Annotated in this window: 21 protein-coding genes; 13 read left to right on the top strand and 8 right to left on the bottom strand. The window is 69.7% G+C overall.

Translation table 11 applies throughout. The annotated features are described in order from the left end of the window. Positions 1-115: 115 nt before the first annotated feature. From gcvP to ACZ3HL_RS11205, 7 genes are all read left to right on the top strand, one after another. Entirely contained in the window at positions 116-2,947 is a 2,832-nt protein-coding gene (gcvP, locus tag ACZ3HL_RS11235) for an aminomethyl-transferring glycine dehydrogenase (RefSeq protein ID WP_465413692.1), read from the top strand. A gap of 8 nt (positions 2,948-2,955) precedes the next feature. After that, positions 2,956-4,047: a glycine cleavage system aminomethyltransferase GcvT gene (gene gcvT / locus ACZ3HL_RS11230; protein WP_465413690.1), complete on the top strand. Its 1,092-nt coding sequence runs from the start codon at positions 2,956-2,958 to the stop codon at positions 4,045-4,047. A gap of 15 nt (positions 4,048-4,062) precedes the next feature. Next, positions 4,063-4,440: a glycine cleavage system protein GcvH gene (gcvH, locus tag ACZ3HL_RS11225; protein ID WP_016336369.1), complete on the top strand. Its 378-nt coding sequence runs from the start codon at positions 4,063-4,065 to the stop codon at positions 4,438-4,440. Between the two features lies 1 nt (position 4,441). Then, positions 4,442-5,710 (top strand): serine hydroxymethyltransferase, encoded by a 1,269-nt coding sequence (gene glyA / locus ACZ3HL_RS11220; protein WP_465413687.1) that lies wholly within the window; start codon positions 4,442-4,444, stop codon positions 5,708-5,710. Further along, the gene (lipA, locus tag ACZ3HL_RS11215) at positions 5,707-6,708 is read left to right on the top strand and encodes a lipoyl synthase (RefSeq protein ID WP_465530379.1); all 1,002 of its coding nucleotides are present in this window, start codon (positions 5,707-5,709) and stop codon (positions 6,706-6,708) included. The genes glyA and lipA overlap by 4 nt, the downstream gene beginning before the upstream one ends. Before the next feature lie 16 nt (positions 6,709-6,724). Continuing rightward, positions 6,725-8,098, top strand: a complete 1,374-nt coding sequence (locus tag ACZ3HL_RS11210) for an L-serine ammonia-lyase (protein ID WP_465530377.1) — start codon at positions 6,725-6,727, stop codon at positions 8,096-8,098. Positions 8,099-8,186: 88 nt separating this feature from the next. Beyond that, a complete protein-coding gene (locus ACZ3HL_RS11205; RefSeq protein WP_465413682.1) occupies positions 8,187-8,897 on the top strand; it encodes a FadR/GntR family transcriptional regulator in 711 nt (236 codons plus the stop codon). Here the strand turns inward: ACZ3HL_RS11205 and ACZ3HL_RS11200 are convergent. After that, positions 8,871-10,541 carry a SulP family inorganic anion transporter gene (locus tag ACZ3HL_RS11200; protein WP_465530375.1) on the bottom strand — a complete coding sequence of 557 codons (1,671 nt, stop codon included), beginning with the start codon at positions 10,539-10,541 and terminating at the stop codon, positions 8,871-8,873. The genes ACZ3HL_RS11205 and ACZ3HL_RS11200 overlap by 27 nt on opposite strands. 4 nt (positions 10,542-10,545) lie before the next feature. Next, the gene (locus ACZ3HL_RS11195) at positions 10,546-10,875 is read right to left on the bottom strand and encodes an ArsR/SmtB family transcription factor (RefSeq protein WP_465413678.1); all 330 of its coding nucleotides are present in this window, start codon (positions 10,873-10,875) and stop codon (positions 10,546-10,548) included. 193 nt (positions 10,876-11,068) lie between these two features. Between ACZ3HL_RS11195 and ACZ3HL_RS11190 the strand changes: the two genes are divergently transcribed. Beyond that, positions 11,069-13,009 (top strand): transglycosylase domain-containing protein, encoded by a 1,941-nt coding sequence (locus ACZ3HL_RS11190; protein WP_465530373.1) that lies wholly within the window; start codon positions 11,069-11,071, stop codon positions 13,007-13,009. A 125-nt stretch (positions 13,010-13,134) separates the two neighbouring features. Here the strand turns inward: ACZ3HL_RS11190 and ACZ3HL_RS11185 are convergent, their stop codons facing one another. Further along, a complete protein-coding gene (locus ACZ3HL_RS11185; RefSeq protein ID WP_465413674.1) occupies positions 13,135-13,791 on the bottom strand; it encodes an O-methyltransferase in 657 nt (218 codons plus the stop codon). 32 nt (positions 13,792-13,823) lie between these two features. After that, positions 13,824-14,651 carry an ABC transporter ATP-binding protein gene (locus tag ACZ3HL_RS11180; RefSeq protein WP_219149614.1) on the bottom strand — a complete coding sequence of 276 codons (828 nt, stop codon included), beginning with the start codon at positions 14,649-14,651 and terminating at the stop codon, positions 13,824-13,826. 130 nt (positions 14,652-14,781) lie between these two features. On the opposite strand from ACZ3HL_RS11180, the gene ACZ3HL_RS11175 reads away from it, so the two are divergent. Beyond that, positions 14,782-16,098, top strand: a complete 1,317-nt coding sequence (locus tag ACZ3HL_RS11175; RefSeq protein ID WP_465413671.1) for an aminotransferase-like domain-containing protein — start codon at positions 14,782-14,784, stop codon at positions 16,096-16,098. A 26-nt stretch (positions 16,099-16,124) separates the two neighbouring features. Here the strand turns inward: ACZ3HL_RS11175 and ACZ3HL_RS11170 are convergent, their stop codons facing one another. The 3 genes from ACZ3HL_RS11170 to ACZ3HL_RS11160 form a co-directional block, all read right to left on the bottom strand. Next, positions 16,125-17,942, bottom strand: coding sequence for a hypothetical protein (locus tag ACZ3HL_RS11170; protein ID WP_465530371.1), 1,818 nt, complete (start codon positions 17,940-17,942; stop codon positions 16,125-16,127). Between the two features lie 113 nt (positions 17,943-18,055). Continuing rightward, a complete protein-coding gene (locus tag ACZ3HL_RS11165; protein WP_465530369.1) occupies positions 18,056-20,029 on the bottom strand; it encodes an SDR family oxidoreductase in 1,974 nt (657 codons plus the stop codon). A 58-nt stretch (positions 20,030-20,087) separates the two neighbouring features. After that, positions 20,088-20,306, bottom strand: a complete 219-nt coding sequence (locus ACZ3HL_RS11160; protein ID WP_039922712.1) for a hypothetical protein — start codon at positions 20,304-20,306, stop codon at positions 20,088-20,090. A 197-nt stretch (positions 20,307-20,503) separates the two neighbouring features. Between ACZ3HL_RS11160 and ACZ3HL_RS11155 the strand changes: the two genes are divergently transcribed. Continuing rightward, positions 20,504-21,733 carry an NAD(P)/FAD-dependent oxidoreductase gene (locus ACZ3HL_RS11155; RefSeq protein ID WP_465530367.1) on the top strand — a complete coding sequence of 410 codons (1,230 nt, stop codon included), beginning with the start codon at positions 20,504-20,506 and terminating at the stop codon, positions 21,731-21,733. A 34-nt stretch (positions 21,734-21,767) separates the two neighbouring features. Here ACZ3HL_RS11155 and ACZ3HL_RS11150 read toward each other — a convergent pair whose 3' ends face one another. Continuing rightward, positions 21,768-23,027: a Bcr/CflA family multidrug efflux MFS transporter gene (locus ACZ3HL_RS11150; RefSeq protein WP_465413643.1), complete on the bottom strand. Its 1,260-nt coding sequence runs from the start codon at positions 23,025-23,027 to the stop codon at positions 21,768-21,770. Positions 23,028-23,248: 221 nt separating this feature from the next. On the opposite strand from ACZ3HL_RS11150, the gene ACZ3HL_RS11145 reads away from it, so the two are divergent. The 3 genes from ACZ3HL_RS11145 to ACZ3HL_RS11135 are packed head-to-tail and all read left to right on the top strand — an operon-like array spanning position 23,249 to position 26,165. Next, positions 23,249-24,109, top strand: a complete 861-nt coding sequence (locus ACZ3HL_RS11145) for a fumarylacetoacetate hydrolase family protein (RefSeq protein WP_465530365.1) — start codon at positions 23,249-23,251, stop codon at positions 24,107-24,109. Then, complete coding sequence (locus ACZ3HL_RS11140; RefSeq protein WP_465530363.1) at positions 24,109-25,410, top strand: enolase C-terminal domain-like protein; 1,302 nt, start codon at positions 24,109-24,111, stop codon at positions 25,408-25,410. The genes ACZ3HL_RS11145 and ACZ3HL_RS11140 overlap by 1 nt, the downstream gene beginning before the upstream one ends. Continuing rightward, entirely contained in the window at positions 25,407-26,165 is a 759-nt protein-coding gene (locus tag ACZ3HL_RS11135; RefSeq protein ID WP_465530361.1) for an SDR family NAD(P)-dependent oxidoreductase, read from the top strand. The genes ACZ3HL_RS11140 and ACZ3HL_RS11135 overlap by 4 nt, the downstream gene beginning before the upstream one ends. The last annotated feature ends 8 nt before the right edge of the window (positions 26,166-26,173 follow it).

Here is a 26,173-nt window from a genome sequence, read left to right as displayed (position 1 = left end):
TGCGTCTCACCCAAGGTGAAAGCCACCCTCAACGGTGGTGAAACTCTCAGGTGCCATGACAGAGGGGGAGTTCCCAGCGCACCGGTCTATCCGGCGCCTGACCCAAGGAGCTCCCTTGACCAGTACGTCCTTCGACGACCGGCACATCGGCCCCTCGGAGTCCGAGCAGGCCAAGATGCTCGCCGAGGTCGGCTACGGCAGTCTCGATGCCCTGGTGCAGGCCGCCGTGCCGTCCGCGATCCGGGTCACCCGCGACCTCGAACTTCCCCCCGCCGCGTCCGAAGAGGACGCCATCGCCGAGCTTCGCGCGCTCGCCGCACTCAACAAGCCGATGACCCAGATGATCGGTCTCGGCTTCCACGACACGGTCACCCCCGCGGTCATCCGCCGCAACGTGCTGGAGAACCCGGCCTGGTACACGGCGTACACGCCGTATCAGCCGGAGATCTCGCAGGGCCGCCTCGAAGCGCTGCTCAACTTCCAGACCATGGTCTCCGAGCTGGCCGGTCTCGCCACCGCGAACGCCTCCCTGCTCGACGAGTCCACCGCCGTCGCCGAGGCCGTCATGCTGATGCGCCGCGCGTCGAAGGCGAAGTCGAACAAGGTCGTCCTCGACGCCGAATGTCTGCCGCAGACCATCGCCGTCGTGCGCACCCGGGCCGAGGCCATGGGCGTCGAGGTCGAGGTCCGTGACCTGCTCACCGGCCTGCCGGAGGAGTTCTTCGGCGTCGTCGTCCAGTACCCGGGCGCTTCCGGCGTGCTGCGCGGCGCGGGCTTCTACTCCGCCATCTCCGAGACCGCGAAGGCCGCCGGCGCGCTGTACACCGTCGCCGCCGACCTGCTCGCCCTCACCCTGATCACCGCGCCGGGTGAGTTCGGTGCCGACATCGCCGCCGGTTCCACCCAGCGCTTCGGCGTCCCGCTCGGTTACGGCGGTCCGCACGCCGGGTACATGGCCGTCCGCGCCGGGCTCGAACGCTCGCTGCCGGGCCGTCTGGTCGGGGTCTCGGTCGACGCCGACGGCAACCCCGCGTACCGCCTCGCCCTGCAGACCCGCGAGCAGCACATCCGCCGCGAGAAGGCCACCTCCAACATCTGCACCGCGCAGGTCCTGCCCGCCGTGCTCGCCGCGATGTACGCGGTCTACCACGGTCCGGACGGCCTCAAGCGCATCGCGACCCGCGTCCACGGGCTCGCCGCCGGCCTGGCCGACGCGCTGCGCGCGGCAGGCGTCGAGGTCGTCCACGAGGGCTTCTTCGACACCGTCCTCGCCCGTATGCCCGGACAGGCCGAAGCGGTCGTCGCGGTCGCTCGCGAGAACGGGATCAACCTCGGCCCGGTCGACGCCGACCACGTCCGCATCGCCGTCGACGAGGTCACCACGCCCGCGATCATCGCCAAGGTGCTCAACGCGTTCGGTGTCGAGAACCAGGCCGGAAGCACCAAGGCGCTGCCCGCCGGCCTCAGCCGCGAGAGCGACTACCTGACCCACGAGGTCTTCCACTCGCACCGTTCCGAGACCGCGATGCTGCGCTACCTGCGCAGCCTGTCCGACCTGGACTACGCGCTCGACCGCGGCATGATCCCGCTCGGCTCCTGCACGATGAAGCTCAACGCCACCACCGAGATGGAGCCGATCAGCTGGCGCGAGTTCGCGGGGATCCACCCGTTCGCCCCCGCCGACCAGGCCGAGGGCTACCACACCCTGGTCGAGCAGCTGTCGAGCTGGCTGGCCGAGGTCACCGGCTACGACAAGGTGTCGCTGCAGCCGAACGCGGGCAGCCAGGGCGAGCTCGCCGGCCTGCTCGCGATCCGCGCGTACCACCACGCGAACGGGCAGAAAGAGCGCGAGGTCTGCCTGATCCCGTCGTCCGCCCACGGCACGAACGCCGCCTCCGCGGTCATGGCCGGGATGCGCGTCGTCGTGGTCAAGTGCACCGACGAGGGCAACGTCGACCTCGAAGACCTGCGGGCCAAGGTCGAGGCCAACCGCGACACGCTGTCCGCGATCATGGTCACGTACCCGTCCACGCACGGCGTGTACGAGCACGGCATCGACGAGCTGGCCAAGATCGTCCACGACGCGGGCGGCCAGGTCTACGTCGACGGCGCGAACCTCAACGCGCTGCTCGGGCTCGCCAAGCCGGGTGAGTTCGGCGGCGACGTCTCGCACCTGAACCTGCACAAGACCTTCTGCATCCCGCACGGTGGCGGCGGCCCCGGCGTCGGCCCGGTCGCGGTCCGCGCGCACCTCGCGCCGTACCTGCCGAACCACCCGCTGCTGGAGAAGGCCGGTCCCGAAACCGGTGTCGGCCCGATCAGCGCGGCCCCGTACGGCTCGGCGTCGATCCTGCCGATCTCGTGGGCGTACGTCCGCATGATGGGCGCGGGCGGGCTCACCGCCGCGACGCAGGTCGCCGTGCTCGCCGCGAACTACGTGGCCAAGCGCCTCAACCAGCACTACCCGGTGCTCTACACCGGACAGGACGGCCTGGTCGCGCACGAGTGCATCCTCGACCTGCGCGGGCTCACCAAGGAGACCGGCGTCAGCGTCGACGACGTCGCGAAGCGCCTGATCGACTACGGCTTCCACGCCCCGACCATGTCGTTCCCGGTCGCGGGCACGCTGATGGTCGAGCCGACCGAATCCGAAGACCTCGGCGAGATCGACCGTTTCATCGCGGCGATGATCGCCATCCGCGCGGAGATCGACGCCGTCGCGCAGGGCAAGTGGGCCGCGGACAACAGCCCGCTGCGCAACGCCCCGCACACCGCCGAGACCCTCGTCGGCGACTGGGACCTGCCGTATGACCGTGAACTGGCGGTGTACCCCGCCGGGGTGAACCGCAAGTCCAAGTACTGGCCCCCGGTGCGCCGCATCGACGGTGCGCGCGGGGACCGTAACCTCGTCTGCTCCTGCCCGCCGCTCAACGCCTACGAGAACTGAGGCACTTGATGTCGAAAGAGACGTCCCTGCACGGAGTCCACAAAGGACTGGGTGCGCTGTTCACCGACTTCGCGGGCTGGTCGATGCCGATCCGCTACTCCAGCGAACTGGCGGAGCACAAGGCGGTCCGCGAGGCCGCGGGCCTGTTCGACCTCTCCCACATGGCCGAGATCGAGGTGACCGGCCCGCAGGCCGCCGACACGCTCGACTTCGCGCTGGTCGGCAACCTGTCCGGCGTCAAGCCGGGCCGGGCGCGCTACACGATGATCTGCGACGAGAACGGCGGCGTGCTCGACGACCTGGTCGTCTACCGCCTCGCCGAGGAGAAGTTCCTGGTCGTGGCCAACGCGGGCAACGCCTCCGTGGTCGCGGACGCGCTGGCCGAGCGGGTCTCGGGCTTCGACGCGGTCGTCGAGAACAAGTCCGAGGACGTCGCCCTGATCGCCGTCCAGGGTCCGAAGGCGGTCGAGATCCTCGGCGCCGTGACCGACGCCGACCTTGGCGCGCTCAAGTACTACGCGAGCGTCCCGGCCGTCGTGAAGGGTCACGACGTCCTGCTCGCCCGCACCGGGTACACCGGTGAGGACGGCTTCGAGCTGTACGTCCCGGCCGGCGAGGCTCCCGCCGTCTGGCGCATCCTGACCGACGCGGGTGAGCCGCACGGCCTGCTCCCGGCCGGCCTCGCCTGCCGCGACACCCTGCGTCTCGAAGCGGGAATGCCGTTGTACGGCAACGAACTCAGCCTCCAGCTGAGCCCCTTCGAGGCCGGGCTCGGCCGCGTGGTCAAGTTCGAGAAGCCGAACGACTTCGTCGGCAAGGCCGCACTCGAAGAGCTGTCCAAGAAGGACGTTCCCCGCGTGCGTGTCGGGCTCAAGGGCTCCGGCCGCCGCGCGCCGCGTCACGGCTACACCGTCCTGGCGGGCGAGACCGAGATCGGCGAGGTCACCAGCGGTGCCCTCTCGCCGACGCTGGGTTACCCGATCGCCATGGCCTACGTGGACCGGGAGCACTCCGAGCCCGGCACCGAGCTTTCCGTCGACATCCGGGGCCGTGTCGAGCCCGTCGAGGTCGTCGCCCTGCCCTTCTACTCCCGCGCCTGAAAGGCCTTTTCGATCATGAGCATCCCCCAGGACCTGAAGTACACGAAGGAACACGAGTGGCTGAACGTCGCCGACGGCGTCGCCACCGTGGGTATCACCGCCTTCGCGGCCGAATCGCTCGGTGACATCGTGTTCGTCCAGCTCCCCTCGGTCGGCGACACCGTCACCGCGGGCGAGGTGTTCGGCGAGGTCGAGTCGACCAAGTCGGTCAGCGAGCTGTACGCACCCGTGGACGGCGAGGTCGTCGAGGTGAACGAGGCCACAACGGACACCCCCGAGCTCATCAACTCGGACCCGTACGCCGAAGGATGGCTCCTGAAGGTGCGTCTGTCCGGCGACGTGCCCGCCCTGCTCGACGCCCAGGCGTACGCCGTCCTGACCCAGGAGAACTGAGATGTTCAACGCTGCCCTGTCCGAAGTGGACCCCGAGGTCGCCACCGCCGTCGCGGCCGAACTCGACCGGCAGCAGTCGACCCTGGAGATGATCGCCTCGGAGAACTTCGCCCCGGTGGGCGTGCTCGAGGCGCAGGGTTCGGTGCTGACGAACAAGTACGCCGAGGGCTACCCCGGCCGCCGCTACTACGGCGGTTGTGAGCACGTCGACGTCATCGAGCAGCTGGCGATCGACCGCGCGAAGGCACTCTTCGGCGCCGAGCACGCCAACGTCCAGCCGCATTCGGGCGCGCAGGCCAACGCCGCCGCCATGGTCGCGGTGCTCAACCCCGGCGACACCATCCTCGGTCTCGACCTCGCGCACGGCGGGCACCTGACCCACGGGATGAAGATCAACTTCTCGGGCAAGCTCTACAACGTCGTCGCCTACCACGTCGACAAAGAGACCGGGATCGTCGACATCGAGGAGATCGAGCGCCTCGCCAAGGAGCACAAGCCGAAGCTGATCATCGCCGGTTGGTCGGCGTACCCGCGTCAGCTGGACTTCGCCGAGTTCCGCCGCATCGCCGACGAGGTCGGCGCGAAGGTCATGGTCGACATGGCGCACTTCGCCGGTCTCGTCGCCGCGGGCCTGCACCCGAGCCCGGTGCCCTACGCCGACATCGTCACCACGACCACGCACAAGACCCTCGGCGGACCGCGCGGCGGCATCATCCTGTCCCGCCAGGAACTCGCCAAGAAGATCAACTCGGCCGTGTTCCCCGGCCAGCAGGGCGGCCCGCTGGAGCACGTCATCGCCGCGAAGGCGGTCGCGCTCAAGATCGCCGCGAGCGAGGAGTTCCGCGAGCGTCAGCAGCGCGTGCTCGAAGGCGCGAAGATCCTGGCCGATCGCCTTTCGCGCACGGACTGCACCGAAGCCGGTGTCCGCGTGCTGACCGGCGGGACCGACGTGCACCTGGTGCTCGTCGATCTGGTCAACTCCACTTTGGACGGTCAGCAGGCCGAGGACCGGCTGCACTCGGTCGGGATCACGGTCAACCGCAACGCCGTCCCGTTCGACCCGCGGCCGCCGATGGTCACCTCCGGCCTGCGGATCGGCACCCCGGCGCTCGCGACCCGCGGCTTCGGCGCCGAGGACTTCGCCGAGGTGGCCGACATCATCGCCGAGGCGCTGCGCCCGGACTTCGACGAGGATCTGCGCCAGTCGCTGTCCGCCCGGGTCGAACTGCTGGCCAAGAAGCACCCGCTGTACGCGGACCTCGGCCGATGAGCGCGCTCCCCGAGGGGCGCAAACTTCTCCGGCTGGAGGTCCGCAACGCGCAGACGCCGATCGAGAAGAAGCCGCCGTGGATCAAGACCCGTGCGCGCATGGGTCCGGAGTTCACGGAGCTCAAGGGGCTGGTCAAGCGTGAAGGCCTCCACACTGTCTGCGAAGAAGCCGGTTGTCCCAATATCTACGAGTGCTGGGAAGACCGTGAGGCGACGTTCCTGATCGGTGGGGATCAGTGCACGCGGCGCTGTGATTTCTGTCAGATCGACACGGGCAAGCCGTCGGCTTTGGATCGGACCGAGCCGCGCAAGGTCGCCGAGAGTGTCCAGGCGATGGGCCTGCGCTACTCGACGGTCACCGGTGTCGCGCGTGACGATCTCGAAGACGGCGGCGCGTGGCTGTACGCGGAGACCGTGCGCCAGATCCACGCGCTGAACCCGGGCACCGGTGTCGAGCTGCTGATCCCGGACTTCAACGCCGATCCCGACCAGCTCGCCGAAGTCTTCGGCTCCCGCCCCGAGGTGCTCGCGCACAACGTGGAGACGGTGCCGCGGATCTTCAAGCGGATCCGGCCGGGTTTCCGGTACGCGCGGTCGCTGGAAGTCATCACCCGGGCGCGTGAGGCCGGTCTGGTGACCAAGTCGAACCTGATCCTCGGTATGGGTGAGACGCCGGAGGAGGTGGCTCCGGCGATGAAGGACCTGGTCGACGCGGGCTGCGAGATCCTCACGATCACCCAGTACCTGCGGCCGTCGCCTCGCCACCACCCGGTGGATCGGTGGGTCAAGCCGGAAGAGTTCGTCGAGCATTCGAAGGCAGCCGAAGCGATGGGCTTCGCTGGTGTGATGGCCGGGCCGCTCGTACGCTCGTCGTATCGGGCCGGTCGCCTTTTCGCCCAGACGAAGGCCCACCGCGGCGAAGCGCTGTCGGAGAACTTGGCCCATCTCGCCGCCGAAGGGCCCGCGGCCCAAGAAGCCAGCTCACTGCTGGCCAGATAGGAAGGAGGGCAGATCAATGGCGATCAGCGTCTTCGACCTGTTTTCGATCGGCATCGGCCCCTCCAGCTCCCATACGGTGGGCCCGATGCGCGCCGCACTGACCTTTGTGGACGGTCTGGCCGCCGACGGCGACCTTTCCGCCACGACGCGTGTCCAGAGCGAGCTTTTCGGTTCGCTCGGCGCGACCGGGTTCGGGCACGGCAGTGACAAGGCCGTGCTGCTCGGGCTGTCGGGGGAGCGTCCGGAGGAGATCGACACCGACACCGTGCCCGGCAAGATCGCGGAGATCCGGGAATCCTGCCGGCTGAAGGTGCGCGGCGAGCACGAGATCGTGTTCACCGAGGACACCGACCTGACGATGCACCGGCGGAAGTCCTTGCCGGCGCATCCGAACGGGATGATCTTCCGCGCGTTTGACGCCGACGGGAAGGTGTTGCGCGAGCGCACCTACTACTCCGTCGGTGGTGGCTTCGTGCGCGACGAGTCCTATGAGACCGACACCGTCGTCGTCGAGGACTCGACCCGGCTGGAGTTCCCGTTCCGTACCGGTGCGGATCTGTTGAAGCACTGCGAGGACACCGGACTGCCGATCAGCGAGATCATGCTGCGCAACGAGCTTTCGTGGCGCACGCGTGAGGAGGTCCGCGAGGGTCTGCTGGAGATCTGGCAGGTCATGGTGGAGTGCGTGCGCAACGGGTGCGAGCACGAGGGCGTCCTGCCGGGCGGGCTGAAGGTGCCGCGCCGCGCGAAGGCGTTGCACGAGAAGCTCCTCGCCGAGGACGGCGTCGGCGACCCGCTGTACGCGATGGACTGGGTGAGCCTGTACGCGCTGGCGGTCAACGAGGAGAACGCCGCGGGCGGCCGCGTCGTCACCGCGCCGACCAACGGCGCGGCGGGGATCATCCCGGCCGTTTTGCACTACTACCAACGGTTCATCCGGGGCTCGTCGGACGACGGCATCGTGACGTTCATGCTCACCGCGGGCGCGATCGGCTCGATCCTCAAGCAGACGGGCTCGATCTCGGGCGCCGAGGTCGGCTGCCAGGGCGAGGTCGGCTCGGCCAGCGCCATGGCCGCCGCCGGGCTCACCGAGGTCCTCGGCGGTTCACCCGCGCAGGTGGAGAACGCCGCCGAGATCGGTGTCGAGCACCACCTGGGGCTGACCTGCGACCCGGTCGGCGGGCTGGTGCAGATCCCGTGCATCGAACGCAACGCCGTCGGCGCGTCGAAGGCGATCCACGCCGCGCGGATGGCCATGCGCGGCGACGGTTCGCACGTCGTGACGCTGGACAAGGCGATCAAGACGATGCGCGAGACCGGTGCCGACATGAGCGTGAAGTACAAGGAGACCGCACGCGGCGGCCTCGCCGTGAACGTCATCGAATGCTGACGCCCGGCATTTAGTCCTCTGGATGCGGTAGTTGCACACGCAAGTACCGCATCCAGAGGACGAATTGCGGGCGGCCTAAACTCGAGTGGTGGAGTCGAAAGCGGGTGACGCGCTGTTCCGCCCGGTGCGCGCGGGCAACGCCTTCGAGGAGACCGTCGAAAGGCTGCTCCAGGCGATCCGGCTGGGCGTGGTGGGCGCGGGGGAGCGGCTGCCCTCGGAACGCGAGCTCGCCGAGCGGCTCGGGGTCAGCCGGGTGACGCTGCGTGAGGCCATCCGCGCGTTGTCCGACGCGGGTTACGTCGAGTCGCGGCGCGGGCGTTACGGCGGCACGTTCGTCAACGACGCCCTGCCCGACCCGCCCGCCACCGACGGGCGGAAGATCGACAACGCCACCCTGGAGGACGCGCTCGGCCTGCGGCACGTCCTGGAGACCGGCGCCGCCGAGATGGCGGCGTCACGTTCGCTCAGCCCGGCCGACCGGCAGCACCTGACCAGCACGCTCGCCGAGGCGGCCGCGGCCGACGTCGGCGACTACCGGCGCAAGGATTCGCGGCTGCACCTGGCGATCGCCGAGGTCACCGCGTCCGGCTCGCTGACCACGGCGATGGCGGACGCGCGGATGCGGGTCAACCAGCTGCTCGACATGATCCCGCTGCTCGAACCGAACCTGGAGCACTCCAACGCGCAGCACGAGGCCATCGTCGACGCGATCCTCGCCGGAGACTCCGAGGCGGCCCGCCGGGCGATGACGGAGCACGTCGAAGGGACCGCGTCACTGCTTCGCGCCTTCCTCGCTTGAGGTCAGCAGCGCGTGTGCGAAGTCGATGGCGTGCGGCGTATCCGGGAACACCCGGCCCTCCGCGCGGAGCCGGTCCGCGACGCCGAGCTCGTCGAGCACCTTCTCGTGACCGGGTTTGATACCCGACACGAGGACCGTGATCCCGCGATGTTCCAGGCGTTCGATGGCGTCGCGCAGGACGAGGGCGCCGGTGGCGTCGATGGCCGACACCCGCGACATCCGGAGGATGAGCACCCGCACATCGGCCACCTCGGACAGCTCCAGCAGGAACTGGTGGGCCGCGGCGAAGACCAGCGGGCCGTCGAGCCGGAACGCGACGATGTGCTCGTCCAGCAGCGTTCGTTCCTCGGCCGCGTGATCGGCGTGGTCGAGCGGCACCTCCTCGACACGGGCCGCCTTCGCGATCGCCCGCAGCGCGAGCGCGCCCGCCACGACGAGGCCGAGGATGACCGCCGTGACCAGGTCCAGGATCAGGGTCGCGGCCGCGGTGAGCACGAGCACGAGCGCGTCACGCCGGGTGGAGCGCAGCAGCGCGCGGACGGAGCCCGCCTCGACCATGCGGACGGCCGTGGCCAGCAGCACCCCGGCGAGTGCCGCGATCGGGATCGTGGCGACCAGCGGCGCGGCCGCGAAGACGATCACCGCCAGCACCATCGCGTGGGTGAACGAGGCCAGCCGGGACTTCGCGCCCGCGCGGACGTTGACCGCGGTGCGCGCGATCGCCGCCGTGGCGGGTACACCGCCGAACAGCGGGGTGACGAGGTTCGCGAGGCCTTGCCCGAAGAGTTCCCGGTCCGGGTCGTGCCTCTCGTTGACGCTCATCGCGTCCGCGACCGTGGCCGACAGCAGGCTTTCGAGCGCGGCCAGCGCGGCGACCGCGACCGCGGAGGGCATCAGCGCGCCCAAGGCGGACAGGTCCAGGAAGTCCAGCGAGGGCGCGGGAAGGCCGTTGGGCAGGGCGCCGATGCGGGCGACGGGCAGCTGCGCGAAATGGCTCACGAGGGTCGCGAGCGCGACCGCGACCAGTGAGAACGGGATCGACGGCCGCCATCGGGCGCCGAGCAGCATCAGAGCGGTGACCCCGGCCGCGATCGCGATCGATGGCCAGGACGGGTGCCCGGCGAAATCGGCCACCGCCTTCGCCGCGACGACGGCGACCTTGTCCCCCTCCGGGGTGACGACACCGAGCGCGGAGGGAATCTGCTGCAGAGCGACCACGCCGGCGATGCCCAGCGTGAACCCTTCGACCACCGGCGTCGGCACGTAGCGCATGTACCGGCCGGCGCGGGCGGCCGCGAGCAGGAGCAGCAGCGAACCGGCGAGCAGGCCAACCGTCAGCACGCCGCCCGCTCCGTGCGTGGCCATGATCGGCACCAGCACCACGGTCATCGCCCCGGTCGGCCCGGACACCTGGAGGTTGGAGCCGCCGAAGACCGCGGCCAGCGCACCGGCGACGATCGCGGTGACGAGCCCGGCTTCGGCCCCGAGCCCGGAGGAGATGCCGAAACCGAGCGCCAGCGGGAGCGCGACGATCGCGACCGTCAGGCCCGCCATGAGATCGCGCCGCGGAGCGCGTTTGAGCGTGCGCAGGTCTTCGCGTCCGGGCAGGAGCGAGCGCAATTCCGAGAGCCTCACACCTGCCACGACGTCACTCCGCCTCGCGTAGCTGGGCCAGGAGGGTGTTCTGGTCGGTCAGTAACTCGGTGAGGATGCGCCTGGCGGCCCGCAGGAGCTCGACGACGTCCCCGCCGGCGAGCGCGTACACGACCGTCGACCCTTCCCGCGTCGAGGTGACGATTCCCGATCGGCGCAGGACGGCAAGCTGCTGCGAGAGATTGGATGGTTCGACCTCGATCTCGGCGAGTAGTTCGCGGACGGCCCTCGGGCCCTCGGCGAGCAGTTCGAGCACACGGATCCGGACTGGGTGGCCCAGCATGCGGAAGAACTCCGCTTTGGCCTGGTACAGAGGAACGGGCACATGGCCACATTATCAAATGAAGAATTCTTCAAGTCGCGATCCCTGCAAGTGTTGCCGTGTCGCACTCGAGCCGCTCAGCGTCCCAAAAGCGACATGGGGAACACTGGGGTGCGAGACAGGTGGCATACCGGAGCCGGACTCGATTCGGTGATTTTCCCACAACCTTTTCACTCGTTCGGGCGTCTAACCTGGCGTGGAGAACCCGGATGAGGCAGACGCACCCGAGTCGGAGACCACGGCCACTCCCGAGCCGAAGAGCGGGAAGCGCAGGTGGCGCAGGATCGCCGCTTGGGCGTTCGGCCTGCTGATCGGCATCCCCGTCGTCGCGTTCGGGCTCGCGTACGTCCTGCTCGACGTCCGCAGCCCGGAAGAGGTCCTCGCCGACCTCGACAAGACCGTCGTCCTGCAGAACGCCGACGGCTCCGAACTGCTCAAGGTGGTCCCGCCCGGCGGCGATCGCCTGTTCGTGTCGTACGACGCCATCCCCGCGAAACTGCGCGACGCGATCGTCGCGACCGAGGACCCGACCTTCTGGGACAACGAGGGCTTCGACCTCACCGGGCTCGGCCGCGCGCTGGTGACCGGCGTCGGCGGCGGCTCGGGGATCACCCAGCAGTACATCAAGAAGTCCACCGGCAACGAGGACGCCACCCTCACCCGCAAGTTCTCCGAGCTGGTACTCGCCACGAAGATCACCCAGCAGCAGACGAAGAAGGAGATCTTCGAGAGTTACGTCAACATCATCTCGTTCGGCCGCGGCACCTACGGCCCGGCGTCGGCGATGAACGCCTACTTCGGCCGTAAGCTCGACGACTCGATGACCTGGAGTGAGGCGGCGTTCCTCGCGGGCATGATCCAGTCGCCTTCGGTGCACGACCCGTACGCCTCCAGCCACGAGCACGCGATGAAGCGCTGGTCCTATGTGATGAACAAACTGGTCGCGCGCGGCTACGTCAGTCAGGCCGAAGCGGTCACCATGACCTATCCGGAGGACGCGATCCAAGCGCCGTCGGAGACCCGGGCGGGTCGCGTGACCTACGAGCAGTACCACATCAAGCAGCAGGTGCTCGCGGAACTGGAACAGGTCGGCTACCCGCTCGACCGGCTCCGCGGCGGCGCGATGAAGGTCGAGACGACCATCGATCCGCGAGCGCAGGCCGAAGCCGAGAAGGCGGTCAAGGAGCGGTTGAAGGGGCAACCGGAGCACTTCCGCGCGTCGCTGGTCGCCGTCGAGCCCGGGACAGGCGCCATCCGCGCCTACAACGGCGGTGGCTGGAGCGTGCACGACTACGCAGGCACCCCGTACGGCACCGGCTCGGCTTTTCAGCCCTTCCTCCTCGCGGCCGGGCTCGAACGGGGGGTGAACGTGGACGAGCCGCTGAAGGCGCCCGCGTCGGTCGACTTCCTCGGCGAAACCTTCAAATTCGAGGACCAGTGCGGTGAATCCGGGAAGTGCACCCTGCGCGAGGCGATGGGGCGGGGCGCTCATGGCCCGTTCGTCGACCTGGCGAAGAAACTCGGCGCGGAGGCGGTCCGCGACGGCGCTCGCTCGGCCGGAATCCCCGAGACCGTCGACGGCGTGGTGACCCTGCGCGAGAAGGACGGGTTCCTGATCGGCGCCGGGATCGCGGTCGGCCGGTATCCCTTGCGCCCCAGCGACATGGCCGGTGCGTACGCGACCTTCGCCGCCGGCGGTCTGCGCGCCACCCCGCATCTGGTGTCGAAGATCCGGGACGAGAACGGCGAAATCGTGTGGGAACGGCCGCCGGACAGGGCACCCGCGTTCAAGGACGACGAGACGCTGAGCCGGCGGATCGCGGGCACGATGAGCCAGGTGCTGGCCACCGGCCTGAAGGACCGTCCGGCGGCGCTGAAGACCGGCGACTTCCAGTACAACGAGACGGACGACAACGCCGGCGGCTGGGCGGTCGGGTACACGCCGCAGCTCGCGACCGCGGTCTGGGTCGGCTCCGACGAGCCGCGCCGGATGCGGGACGCCGCCGGGGAGAAGCTGACCGGCCGGACCATCCCGGCCGACGTGTGGCAGCGCTTCATGAACGGTGTCCACCAGGGACTGCCGGTGCGGTGGCCGGAGGGCTCCGGTCCGCTACCTGCCACGACGGCGCCGCGGTGAGGTCCGCGTGATCGGACGCGTAACTCGCGTGATCAGGGGCGTAACTCCGAGTGCGGTGTCCAATCACGCGAGTTACGCCTTCGATCACGCGAGTTACGCGTCCGATCACGGGCGGACGGGCGCCGTCAGGGCTTCACGAGCACCACGGTGAGCCCGTCGTAACCCTTACTGCCGACCGTCTGGACGGCCGTCGCGTCGACGCGGGGTTCGGCGGCGATCATTTCGTGCAGCCGCCTGATCCCCTGGACGTTCGGGTCTTCGCTGGCGGCGTCGGTCACCGCGCCACCGCGGACGACGTTGTCGACCACGATCACGCCGCCGGGCCGGACGAGCTTCAGCGACGCCTCGAAGTAGGCCGGGTTGTTGACCTTGTCGGCGTCGATGAACGCCAGATCGATCGGGCCCTCGACCGACGGCAGCAGGTCCAGCGCCTTGCCGACGCGGACGTCGACCAGCCCGCCGAGCCCCGCCGCTTCGATGTTGCCGCGCGCGATCTCGGCGTGCTTCGGGTCGTATTCGAGGGTGACGAGCCTGCCCTGCGGCGGCAGGGCGCGGGCGAGCCAGATCGTGCTGTACCCGCCGAGCGTGCCGATCTCCAGGATGGACCGGGCACCGATCATCCTCGCCATCAGGTTGAGCAGTTTGCCCTGGTTCGGCGCGACGGCGATCGACGGCAGCCCGGCCCGATCCGACGCCTCACGCGCCCCCTCCAGGGCGGGGTCGGACGGGATGAGCGCCCCGGACAGGTAGTCGTCCACTTCGGACCACAGTTGCTGTGACATGGCACCTCCGCCGCCAACCTACTCCGGGATGATCACGCGGCGCGGCGCCCTGCCTTCGGGATCACCAGCGGCGTCCCGGTTTCGGGACACGGCATCACCCGGCACGGCAGCTCGAAGATCTTCTCGACGTTGGCGGCGGTCACCACCTCTTCGGGCGAGCCGGTCGCCAGGACCTCGCCGCCGCGCATCGCGATCATGTGCGTCGCGTAGCGGGCGGCGTGGTTGAGGTCGTGCAGCACCGCGACCAGCGTCCGGCCCTGTTCCCGGTGCAGTTGCGCGCACAGGTCGAGGATGTCCATCTGGTGTGCGATGTCCAGATAGGTCGTCGGCTCGTCGAGCAACAGGAGATCGGTCTCCTGCGCGAGCGCCATCGCCATCCACACGCGCTGCCGCTGACCACCAGACAGTTCGTCGACCAGCCGCTCGGCGAGGTCGTCGACCCCGGTGGCGCGCATGGACTCCGCGACCACGGTGGCGTCCTCGCGGGACCACTGGCGCAGCAGGCGCTGGTGCGGGTACCGGCCACGCGCGACGAGATCCGCGACGGTGATGCCGTCGGGCGCGATCGAGCTCTGCGGGAGCAGGCCGAGCCGCCGGGCGACCTCCTTGGCGGGGAAGGAGCTGATCACCTGCCCGTCGAGGAACACCGACCCCTGGCGGGGTTTGAGCATCCGCGCGAGCGCGCGCAGCAGGGTCGTCTTGCCGCAGGCGTTCGGGCCGACGATGACGGTGAACGACCGGTCGGGGATGACCACCCCGAGGTCTTCGGCCACGGTCCGGCCGTCGTAGGCGAGCGTCAGCGCGTCCGCGTGCAGGCGGGACGTCGTGCTCTGCTCGGTGAGGGTTTCCACGGTCTCCACGCAGGTTAGGCTAACCTAGGAGCCCGCCGTTGTGGTGTTCCGTAGGTCGCAGTCGGCTCACGACGCTCGTCGATGGCATCATCCCCAGTGCAATCCCGCGAGCGGTCTCGGTGCGATCGAAGGAACCTGCATGGAGGATTACCGGATAGTCGCGGACGAGATCTCCGCCGACGTCGAGGCGGGAAGGCTTCGTCCTGGCGACCGGCTGCCCCCGCAGCGGCGGTTCGCCCGCGAACGCGGGATCGCGAACTCGACGGCCGCGAGGGTCTACGGCGAACTCGTCCGGAGAGGCGTCGTGGTCGGCGAGGTCGGCCGGGGCACGTTCGTCCGCGCCGGAAGGCCGCCGTTGGAGACCGCGCTCGCCGAACCCGGTGGCGCGACGGTCGACCTCGAGCTCAACTTCGCCGTCCTCCCGGACCAGTCGGCGCTGGCCGGGAAGGCTTTGGAGCCGTTGCTCCGCGACGACGTCCTGACCGCGGCGCTGCGGCCGGGAAGCGTCTCCGGCTCGAAGCAGGCGCGTGACGCCGCCGCCGGCCTGCTCGCGAAGGACGGCTGGACGCCGGAAATCCTCTTCGCCGGGAGCGGGCGTCAGGCCATCGCGGCCGCCATCGCCGCCTTCGTGCCGATGGGGGAACGTCTCGCCGTCGAAGCCATCACCTATCCCGTGGTCAAGGCGCTCGCCGGACGGCTCGGTGTCCAGTTGGTGCCCATCGAGACCGACGACCTGGGCCTCATTCCCGAGGCACTCGAAGCCGCGTCCGTCCGCGCGCTGTACGTCCAGCCGACCCTGCACAACCCGCTCGGGTCCACAATGGACGAAGCGCGGCGGGTCGAGCTGGCGGAAACCGTGCGGCGGATGGACATCCCGGTGATCGAGGACGGTATCTACACCTTCCTCCGGCCCGAGGTCCGCCCGTTCGCGGCGTACGCGCCGGAGCGCACGGTGTTCACCGACAGCCTGTCCAAACGGCTCGCCCCGGGACTGACCACCGGATTCCTCGCCGTCCCGGCGGAATGGCGGGAACGGCTGGCCGCGGCCGTGCGCTCGGGCGGCTGGGTCGCGCCCCGATTCGCCGTCGAAGCCGCCACCCGGTGGATCACCGGCGGGACCCTGGAAACCGTCGAACGGGCGAAACGGCTCGATGCCGCGGAACGCCAGCGGGTGACGGCGGCGCGGCTGGCCGGGTTCACCCTGCGTGCCGATCCGCGGGCGTATCACTGCTGGTGGGAACTCCCCGATCACTGGCGCGCCGAGACCTTCGTCGCCGCGGCCGCGCGACGCGGGATCGCGGTCACCCCGGCGGCCGCGTTCGCTGTCGTCCCTGGTCACGCCCCGAACGCGGTCCGCCTCGCCGTCTCGTCGCCGCCCCTGGAGACGCTCGGGGCCGCTTTGGACGTCCTCGCCGGACTCGCTTCCGGCCGCCCCGAGGACGCCGGCGTCGACTGATCCCCGCATTCAGAGGACGAAATGCGTCAGGGGTGCGGCGCCCACTTGCCGACGAAGCTGCCGCAGGTGACGGTCTGCCCGGTGAGCCGCGACCGCAGCGCGTTCTCCAGCCCGAGGTAGTCGAAGATCGGGGCGTCCCCCGCGACCTCGGCGGGCACCGGCCCGCCCTTGGCCAGCGCGGGCATGCTCACGGTCTGGAACAGCACCAGATAGTCGCCTTCGCGATTGAGCTCGTCGGCCCTCGCGAGCATGCGTTCCGGGGCGTCGGCGACGATCTCCAGCGGCAGCGGCCATTCCAGCGGGAACGGGTTGCGCAGGCCGAAAGCGGGATAGGCGAATGGGTTGTCGGGCAGGACGGCCGTGCGCCCGGCGGGGAAGCGCGTGACGCAGTCCTGGATCTGGGAGATATAGGTGAACGTGCCCGGATTCGTCCGGATACCGCGCATCGACGGCGTCACCTTGCCGAGGTCACCGGTCAGCTTCTCGTGTGCCATGTCGAGGTACGCGGCGTCGTCGTGGTGCGCGACCACGGCCCAGCCCGACGCCAGCACCGCGACCAGGCCCATCGCCGTGGCACCCGCCAGCCCAAGCCGGCGGGACGGCTCCGGCAGGGGCGGCAGCGCGTCCGCCAGCAGCAGGATCGCCGTCAGCGCCAGTGTTCCGGTGAACAACGTCGGGGTGTCGTTGCCCCACGACAGGCTGGTCATGAATCCGGTCGCGAAGACCAGCGCGCCCATGCGCGAGAACCGCCGTGTCGCCGCCCAGTTCACCAGCAGAGCGACACCGAGGATCCACCAGAGGACGTCCGCCCAGCGCGACGCGCCGGTGAAGTGCCCGTCGACGACGGTACCGACCACCACCGCCACGCCGGCCAGGAGCAGCAGCCGGGCGAGGACGGCCCCGGCGAATCCGGCGCGGTCGCGGAAGATCCCGAGCAGGGCCAGGAACACCCCGGCGATCACGAAGAAGGTCAAGCCCCGTACCGGCGGCCGCAGCAGGGACGCGGGATTTTCCAGCCACAGCCCGAGAAGGCGCTCGCCGTACGCGGGCAGGCCGCCGGTGAGCTGCTCGGCCATCGCGCCGAGCCCGCCGTCGAGGGTGACGATTCCGATGTAGAACACCAGAAAGGCGCCCAGCGCCAGCAGATCCCAGGCCAGCCGCCCCCACCAGCGGCCGGTGCGGAACGCGCCTTCCCGCAGTGACGGGTGCAGCAGCAGCCAGCACAACGCGATCAACGGCACCGGCGCGAAACTCTGTTTGACGAAGACCGCGGTGCCCAGCAGCACCAGGCCGAGCCGCCGCGGCCACGCCTTGCCGTTGCGCAGCCCCGAATCCAGCGCCCAGGCACCGCAGGCGGTCAGGAAGATCCCGTCGATCGTGTGCCAGGCCATCAGCGGGAAGGCGTTGAGGTTCAGCAGGGACGCGGCCGCCGTCAGCCCGGTGAGCCCCGGGCCCCAGTCGCGGACGCGGCGCCGGGTGACCAGGACGGCGAACGCGATGGTCGCCAGGATGATCTCCAGCATGCTGAGCACGCTGGAGACGAAGAACAGCGGCCCCGGCAGCCCGAAATCGACGATGTGCAGGTACGCCGAACCGAGCGGTCGCGCGGAGATGATGTCGGAATGCGGGACTTCGCCGTGCAGTACCCGCCACGCCTGGGCGAGGATGAAACCCTGGTCCGACGGGTGGAAACCGAAGCGCCCCACCCGGAGTTCGGTGGCGACGGCGAGCGCGAGCACCCACGCCACGTGCAGGGACAGCCGGAGCACTGTCCTGGCGGGACGTACCGCTGACATCCCAGCGGCGTCCGGTCCGGTCGACAGCGGGGGACTGGCGACGTCCACACTGCCCCTTCCCGGTCGTCCTGCCTCGGCCCGTGCCCGCCGACCCCCCGGCGTATCGGAAACCGATGGTAGCGGCCGGGGGCGTCCCCCGATCGAGCCCCGGCGGCGGGACGTCAGGGACGACGGCGCCAGACCAGCCGGGTGACCGCGCCCGCCACCGAGGCGAGCGGAGCCTTCCGGGGCAGGCCACGGGATTCCGGCGCGGACTCGGGCATGGCGCGATAGACGAGGTGGGCGAAGAACCGCGCCGTCTTCGGTGCGACGAGCGTCACGAGTTCGGCGGCCGTGCCTTCGGGCAGATTGAGGATCTCGGGTCGTTTCTCCAGTGCCTTCACCACCAGGGCGGCGGCGCGTTCGGGGGAGCTCGACGGCATGCCTCGATAGGACCCGGTCGGCGCGATCATGTCGGTGCGCACCAGCGGCATCCGGACCGAGGTGAAGGTGACACCGTCGGAAAGCGTTTCCCGGCCGGCGGTCAGCCCGAACTCCTCCAGCGCGGCCTTCGAGGCCAGGTAAGCGGAAAACCGCGGGGTGTCCGTTTGCAGTCCTTGGGTGGTCACGTTGACGACGTGCCCGAATCCGCGCGCGGTCATCGACGGCAGCAGGCCCAGCGTCAGCCGCACGGGGCCGAAGTAGTTGATCGCCATCGTCCGCTCGTAGTCGTGGAACCGTTCGGTGGACAGCGAAACCGACCGCCGGATCGAGCGGCCCGCGTTGTTGACCAGCATGTCGACGGCGCCGTGCGCGGCGAGCACGTCCTTGACCAGCGCGTCGACGGCACCCCCGTCGGTGAGGTCGCACGGGTACGCCGACGCCTTCCCGCCCGCCGCGACGATCTGCTCGCGGACCTGTTCGAGTTCGTCGGCGCGCCTGGCCACGAGGATCACTTCGCCGCCCTTCGCGGCGACGGCGAGCGCGGACGCGCGACCGATACCCGAGGACGCGCCGGTGATGAGGACCTTCCGGCCCTCCAGGGGGTCGGGCCCCGGACGGCGGCGGCCGCGGTCGGGATCCAGGTGCTCCAGCCAGTACCGGTAGAGCGGGCCGGCGTACTCCTTCAACGGCGGCAAGGTGATCCCGCTGCGTTCGAGCGCGGCCGTGGTCGCGCTCGTGTCGAAGTCGACCTCCATGCTCAGATGCGGCAGCACTTCGAGCGGGATGCCGAGTTCGGCCAGCACCGCCGCACGGGCCGAACGCCCGCCCGGGACCCGGTCGAATCCGGCGGCCGCGGATTTCGCCAGCCTGGTCCCGGCGCGTTTCAGCGCTCCGGACGGTCCGGCAGGAAGGACCGCGGAGATCTTCGGCCCGCCCGCGGCCCGCGCGAAGGCGTTGTAGACCTCATGCAGCGGCTGCGGCCGGGGCGACGCGAGGTGGTACGTGCTCCCGCTGGGCGCGTCGACGTGCATGAGGTGTTCCATCGCTTCGACGACGTAGTCGACCGGGACGAGGTTCGTGGCGCCGAGATCCGGCGCGGCGAGAGGGAGCCGGCGGGGCAGCGTGGCGAGCCGCGAGATCGCGGGGAGGAAGTAGTACGGGCCGTCGATCTTGTCCATCTCACCGGTGCGCGAATCGCCGGCCACGGCGGACGGCCGGTACACCCGGAACGGCGTTTTCCCGTGCCGGCGCACGAGTTTCTCCGCCTCGAACTTCGTCGCGTGGTACGGCGACGCGAAACTCTGGCCGAGGTCGAAGTCGGCCTCGGTGAACCGCCCGGCGTACTGCCCGGCGACCGCGATCGACGAGACGTGGTGGAAGAGCCCGGCCTTCGCGGCGGCGGCGAACTCCAGGACGTTGCGGGTGCCGTCGACGTTGGCCGCGCGGTTCGCCGCTTCGTCCGCGGTGAGGTCGTAGATCGCGCCGAGATGCACGACGTGGTCAAGAGGTTCCAGGCGGGCGGGATCGATGCCCAGCAGGGGTTCGGTCAGGTCGCCGGTGACGGGAACGAGCTTCTCGTGGCTCGGGAGCTTCCCGCGTGAGGTCTCCCTCACGAGAACATGGACGGCTACGGTCTCCGGTCGCCGTAGTAGGCGCGCGACCAGGCGTTTTCCCAGAAAACCCGTCGCGCCCGTCACGAAGTAGGTGGTCATGGCCGGCTCCTTCCGAACGGAGCCGACTCTACCTACTCAAAAGTAGGAACGGTAGTTGTCATTCACTGTGGTCCGGATGCTCGGCCACCGCGACCACGGCGTCGCGGAGCGCGGCGCGCAGGCGCCCCACGTCCAGCGGCCCGAGTACGGCGGCCTCGCCGGGCGGCGCCACGAGCACGATCTTGTCGCTGCTCACGAACACCGTCACGTCCCTGCGCCTGCCCGCGAGATCCCGGCAGCCGACCGACCATTCGTCCCGGGGTGCCAACGTCCTCATCCTCCCGTATCCCATGATCTCCCTTTCTCGTCCGAGGCTGGGACGGGGCGCTTTCGGGGGCGTGACGCCGATTACCCCATGTTCCTACTGATGGGTTAACCGATCCTTCATATCGTGATCGACTTCCGCTCTCGCTAGGCCGGAAGGGGAGGAACGGGAGTAGCGTCCGGGGGAGGCACTGCTTGGGAGGTCATGGGATGTCCGAACCCAGGAAGATCGTCATCGTCGGAGCCGGTCTCGCCGGGGCCACGGCGGCCGGGACGCTGCGAGAACGCGGTTACGCGGGGGAAATCCTGCTGCTCGGCACCGACACGCATCGCCCGTACGAATTACCGCCGTTGTCCAAAGGGCTCCTGATGGGCAACACCGATGAACCCGACTGGGTGCACGACGAGGGTTTCTACGCGGAGAAGGACATCGCGTTCTCCAGCGGTGCGACCGCGACCAAGATCGAGCTCGGCGCCCGGCTCGTGCACGACGACGCGGGCGGTGAACACCGGTTCGACCGGCTCGTGCTCGCGACCGGCTCCCGGCCGCGCTCGTTGCCGGTGCCCGGCGGGGACCTGCCGGGCCTTCGGACCCTGCGCACCCTCGACGACGCGCTGGCGCTGCGCTCGGCGTTCAAGGACGCCGGGCGGGTGGTGATCGTCGGCGCGGGCTGGATCGGGACCGAAGCCGCCGCGGCCGCCAGGGAACACGGCGCCGAGGTGACCGTGGTCGACCAGGTCGCCTCGCCGCTGCTCGCGGTGCTGGGCGAACAGGTTTCCGGGGTCTTCAAGGATCTGCACGCCGAGCACGGGGTGAACTGGCGTCTCGGTGAAGGCGTCGCGGGCTTCACCGGTGACCAGGACGGGGTGACCGGCGTACGTCTTCAGAGTGGCGACGAGCTTCCCGCGGACGTCGTACTGGTGGCCGTCGGCGCCGCGCCCAGGGTCGACCTCGCGCACGCGGCCGGGCTGGAGCTGTCCGACGACGGCGGTGTCTGCGCCGACGCCGGCCTGCGGACGGCCGCGCCCGACGTCTACGCCATCGGCGACATCGCCGCGCATTTCCATCCCCGCTACGGAAAACGTGTCCGCGTCGAGCACTGGTCGAACGCGAAGTGGCAAGGCGAACACGTCGCGGGGAACCTGCTGGGAGAGAACGAGCCGTACCTGCGGAGCCCGTACTTCTTCTCGGACCAGTACGACCTGGGCTGCGAATACCGGGGTCTCGCCGACCCCGAAAGCGACGAACTCGTGGTGCGGGGCGACCTCGCGTCGCGCGACTTCACGGCGTTCTGGCTGCGGGACGGGCAGGTGACCGCCGCGATGAACGTCAACCAGTGGGATGACGGGGACGCCTTGAAGGCCCTGGTCGAGGGACGGGCGACGGTGACCGCGGAGCAGTTGAGGACTGCTGACCTCAAGGGACTCGTGAGTGGTTAGGACGGTTCTAACCGTCCTAACCACTCACGAGCCACTACGCCTGCGAGAGCGCCAGGGCTTCCGGTGCCGGTGCCGTGGCGGGCCGCGTCATGGTCCCGAAGGCCAGCAGCGCGAGCACGCCGAAGGCCGCCATCACGATCCCCATCGGGACCGCGGTGCCCGGACCGCCCAGCCCCACCAGCGGCGTCGCCAGCCCGCCGACGACGAACTGCAGCACGCCGAGCAGCGCCGACGCCGAACCGGCGGACCGCGCCTGTTCGGCGAGCGCGAGCGAGCTCGCGTTCGGCGCGACCATGCCGATGCTCGACACCAGGACGAACAGCGGGATCAGCAGCCCGATCAGGCCGAGGTCCAGCACCGTCGCGGCCAGCACACCGAAGCCGGCCACCGCCGCGATGACGAGACCGACGGTCAGCAGCGTCCGCTCCGGGAAACGTCCGACGATGCGCCCGTTCAGCTGGCCGACGGCCACGATGCCGATGCCGTTGAGCCCGAACACCAGGCTGTACGCCTGCGGGCTGAGCCCGTAGACGCCTTGCAGCGCGAAGGACGAGCCGGAGATGTAGGCGAACAGGCTCCCGAACATCAGCCCCGAGGCCAGCGCGTACCCGAGGAAGCCGCGGTCGCGGAGCAGGCTCCCGTACTTCCGCAGCACCGAACCGAACCGCGCGGGGGTGCGGCGTTCCTCGGGCAGCGGTTCCGGCAGCAGGAAGAAGACGACGGCGAGCAGGATCGCGCCGAACACGGTCAGGCAGACGAACACGCCGCGCCACGAGGTCCAGTTCAGGATCTGGCCGCCGATGATCGGCGCCAGGATCGGGGCGAGCCCGTTGACCAGCATGAGCAGCGAGAAGAACTTCGTCATCGCGGTGCCGGAATAGAGGTCGCGCACGGTCGCCCTGGCGATCACGATGCCCGCCGCGGCGCCGAAGGCCTGGATGCCTCGTGCGGCGATGAGCAGTTCGGCCGTCGGGGCGACGGCGCACAGGATCGAGCCGATCATGTAGAGCGCGAGGCCGGCCACGAGCGGTTTGCGGCGGCCGATCGCGTCGGACAGCGGTCCGAGGATCAGCTGGCCGATGGCGAGCCCGATGATGAACGCGCTCAGCGTGAGCTGGACGGTCGCGTCCGCGGCGCGCAGTTCGCCCGCCATCTGCGGCAGTGCGGGCAGGTACATGTCGATGGACAGGGGCCCGAAGGCGGACAGGCCGCCGAGGATCAGGACGAACCGGGCGCGGCCGGTCGTGACGGGCCGCGCGACGGTCTCTTCCACTCGCTCGGGCGCGATGGTCATGCTCGTTCCTTCCCCAGTCATGGTTCCGCGAGGAACAACTTGCTTAGAGTAGGTAACTATTCCCGCTGTGAGTCTCGCCACCTGGACTTCGCAAGACTGATCCGATCAATTTTCGATCCAAATCCGAACGACCCCTAGATCTCGCGCCGAGTCGTCGGGTATACATCGGATGTCTGTTGGGAGCCGTTGAATGTTGACGGTTCGGCTGGAAGGGAAGATCCGTGCAGCTGTTGCGACTCGGGGAGCCGGGAAGTGAGCGTCCGTTCGTACGTGCCGGGGACGGCACGCTGCGCGACCTTTCGGGGCTGACCGCCGACATCGATGGCGGCTTCTTCGCGAGCGACGGAGTCGCCAGGGTCGCGGCCGCGCTGGCCGCCGGTGAGCTGCCCGAAGCCGGTTCCGAAGCCGCGCGGGCCAGGGTGGGCGCGCCGATCGCGCGGCCCGGAAAGGTCGTCTGCATCGGCCTCAACTACCGGCAGCACGCCGAAGAGTCCGGTGCCGAGGTGCCGGCCGAACCGGTCGTCTTCATGAAGGCCCCCGACGTCGTCGTCGGGCCGGAGGACGACGTGCTCGTGCCGCGGGGCTCGACGAAGACCGACTGGGAGGTCGAGCTCGGCGTCGTCATCGGCAAGACCGCGCGCTACCTCGAAAGCGTCGAAGAAGCCCTGGAGTACGTCGCCGGCTATACCGTCTCGAACGACGTGTCCGAGCGCGAGTTCCAGCTCGAACGCGGCGGCACCTGGGACAAGGGCAAGTCGTGCGAGAACTTCAACCCGCTCGGCCCGTGGCTGGTCACCGCCGACGAGGTGCCCGACCCGCAGGACCTCGGCCTGCGGTTGTGGGTCAACGGCGAGAAGAAGCAGGACTCGTCGACCAAGGACATGATCTTCACGGTCGCGGAGATCGTGCACTACGTGAGCCAGTACATGGTGCTGCGCCCCGGAGACCTCATCAACACCGGCACCCCGCAGGGGGTCGCGCTCGGGCAGCCGGACCCCAAACCGTACCTGCGCGAGGGCGACGTGATCGAGCTCGAGATCGACGGCCTCGGCCGTCAGCGCCAGAACGTCAGGCAGGCGTGATGGCGAAGATCGTGGGCATGGAGGTGCTCGACGTCCGCTTCCCCACTTCGCGGGAGCTGGACGGCTCGGACGCCATGAACCCGGACCCTGACTACTCGGCCGCGTACGTCGTGCTGCACACCGACGGCGGCCCGGACGGCTACGGGCTCGCCTTCACCATCGGCCGCGGCAACGACGTCCAGGCCGCGGCGATTCGTGCGCTGGAGCCGCACGTCGTCGGCAGGGACGTGCCCACCGGCGCGGCCGCGCTCGGCGATCTGTCGAGGACGCTGGTCGGCGACTCGCAACTACGCTGGCTCGGCCCGGAAAAGGGTGTCGCGCATATGGCGATCGGCGCGGTGGTCAACGCCGCGTGGGATCTCGCCGCGCGGATCGCCGGCCTCCCGGTCTGGCGGTTCGCCGCCGGGATGTCGCCGGAGGAGCTGGTCTCCCTCGTCGACTTCCGCTATCTCACCGACGCGCTGACCGAACAGGAGGCGCTCGACATCCTTCGCGCCGCCGAGCCGGGCCGCGCCGAGCGGATCGCCCGGATCGAGCGCGACGGCTACCGCGCGTACAGCACTTCCCCCGGCTGGCTCGGCTACTCGGACGCGAAACTGGTCCGGCTCGCCGAGCAGGCGGTGGCGGACGGCTTCGAGATGATCAAGCTGAAGGTCGGCGGGAATCTCGAGGACGATGTCCGCCGGATGAAACTCGCCCGCGAGACCGTCGGCCCGGACATCCGGGTCGCCGTCGACGCGAACCAGCGCTGGGATGTCTCGACCGCGATCACCTGGATGACCGCGCTGGCGCCGTACGACCCGTATTGGATCGAGGAACCCACCTCGCCGGACGACGTGCTCGGGCACGCCGCGATCGCCAAGGCGCTCGCCCCGATCCGGGTGGCCACCGGCGAGCACGTCCAGAACCGTGTGGTGTTCAAGCAACTGTTGCAGGCGGGCGCGATCTCGGTGCTGCAGCTGGACGCCGCCAGGGTCGGCGGGTTCAACGAGAACCTGGCGATCCTGCTGCTGGCGGCCAAGTTCGGGATCCCGGTGTGCCCGCACGCCGGCGGTGTCGGGCTGTGCGAACTCGTCCGGCATCTGTCGATGTTCGATTTCGTGGCGGTGTCCGGTTCCGACACCGACCGGTCCATCGAATGGGTCGACCATCTCCACGAGCACTTCACCGATCCGGCCGCCGTCGTCGACGGTCGTTACGTCGCCCCGTCCGCGCCGGGCTTCTCGGCCCGGATGCACGACGCGACGCTGCGCCGGTTCACCTTCCCCGACGGTCCGGAATGGACGGAGACAAGCAAGTGAGTGAGTTCGAAGGCCTCGTCGCGGCGGTCACCGGAGGCGCGTCGGGAATCGGCAGGGCCACCGCGGACCTGCTCGCCTCGCGCGGGGCGAAGGTCGCGGTCCTCGACCTGAATCCCGGCGACCTTCCCGAAGGTCTCGCCGGATTCCGCTGCGACGTCGGGTCCGACAAGGAGGTCCGGTCGGCGATCGACGCGGTCGCGGACCGGTTCGGCAGGCTCGACGTCCTGGTCAACAACGCGGGCATCGGCGCGCAGGGTGACGTCACCGCCAACGGCGACGACGAATGGCACCGAGTGCTCGACATCAACGTCGTCGGCATGGTGCGGCTCGCGCGGGCGGCGTTGCCGCACCTCAAGAACTCGCCGTCGGCCGCGATCGTCAACACCTGTTCGATCGCCGCGTGGGCGGGCCTGCCCAACCGCGCGCTGTACTCGGCCAGCAAGGGCGCGGTGCTCTCGCTGACCCTGGCGATGGCGACCGACCACCTCGCCGACCGGATCCGCGTCAACTGCGTCTGCCCCGGCACCGCGGACACCCCGTGGGTCGGCAGGCTGCTCGACGCCGCGGGCGATCCGGAGGCCGAACGCGCCGCGCTGGCGGCCCGTCAGCCGATGGGCAGGCTGGTCACCGCGGACGAGGTCGCGAACGCGGTCGTGTACCTCGCCAGCCCGCTGTCGGCTTCGACCACCGGAACGGCGCTCGCTGTCGACGGAGGTATGTACGGGCTGCGTCCGCGCGGCCCGGTCCAGCAGTAGTTTTCGCT

The organism is Amycolatopsis sp. NPDC000009 (assembly GCF_055563465.1).
The sequence above is the reverse complement of the archived record's forward strand: the minus strand, read 5'-3'. Positions and strand labels throughout refer to the sequence as shown.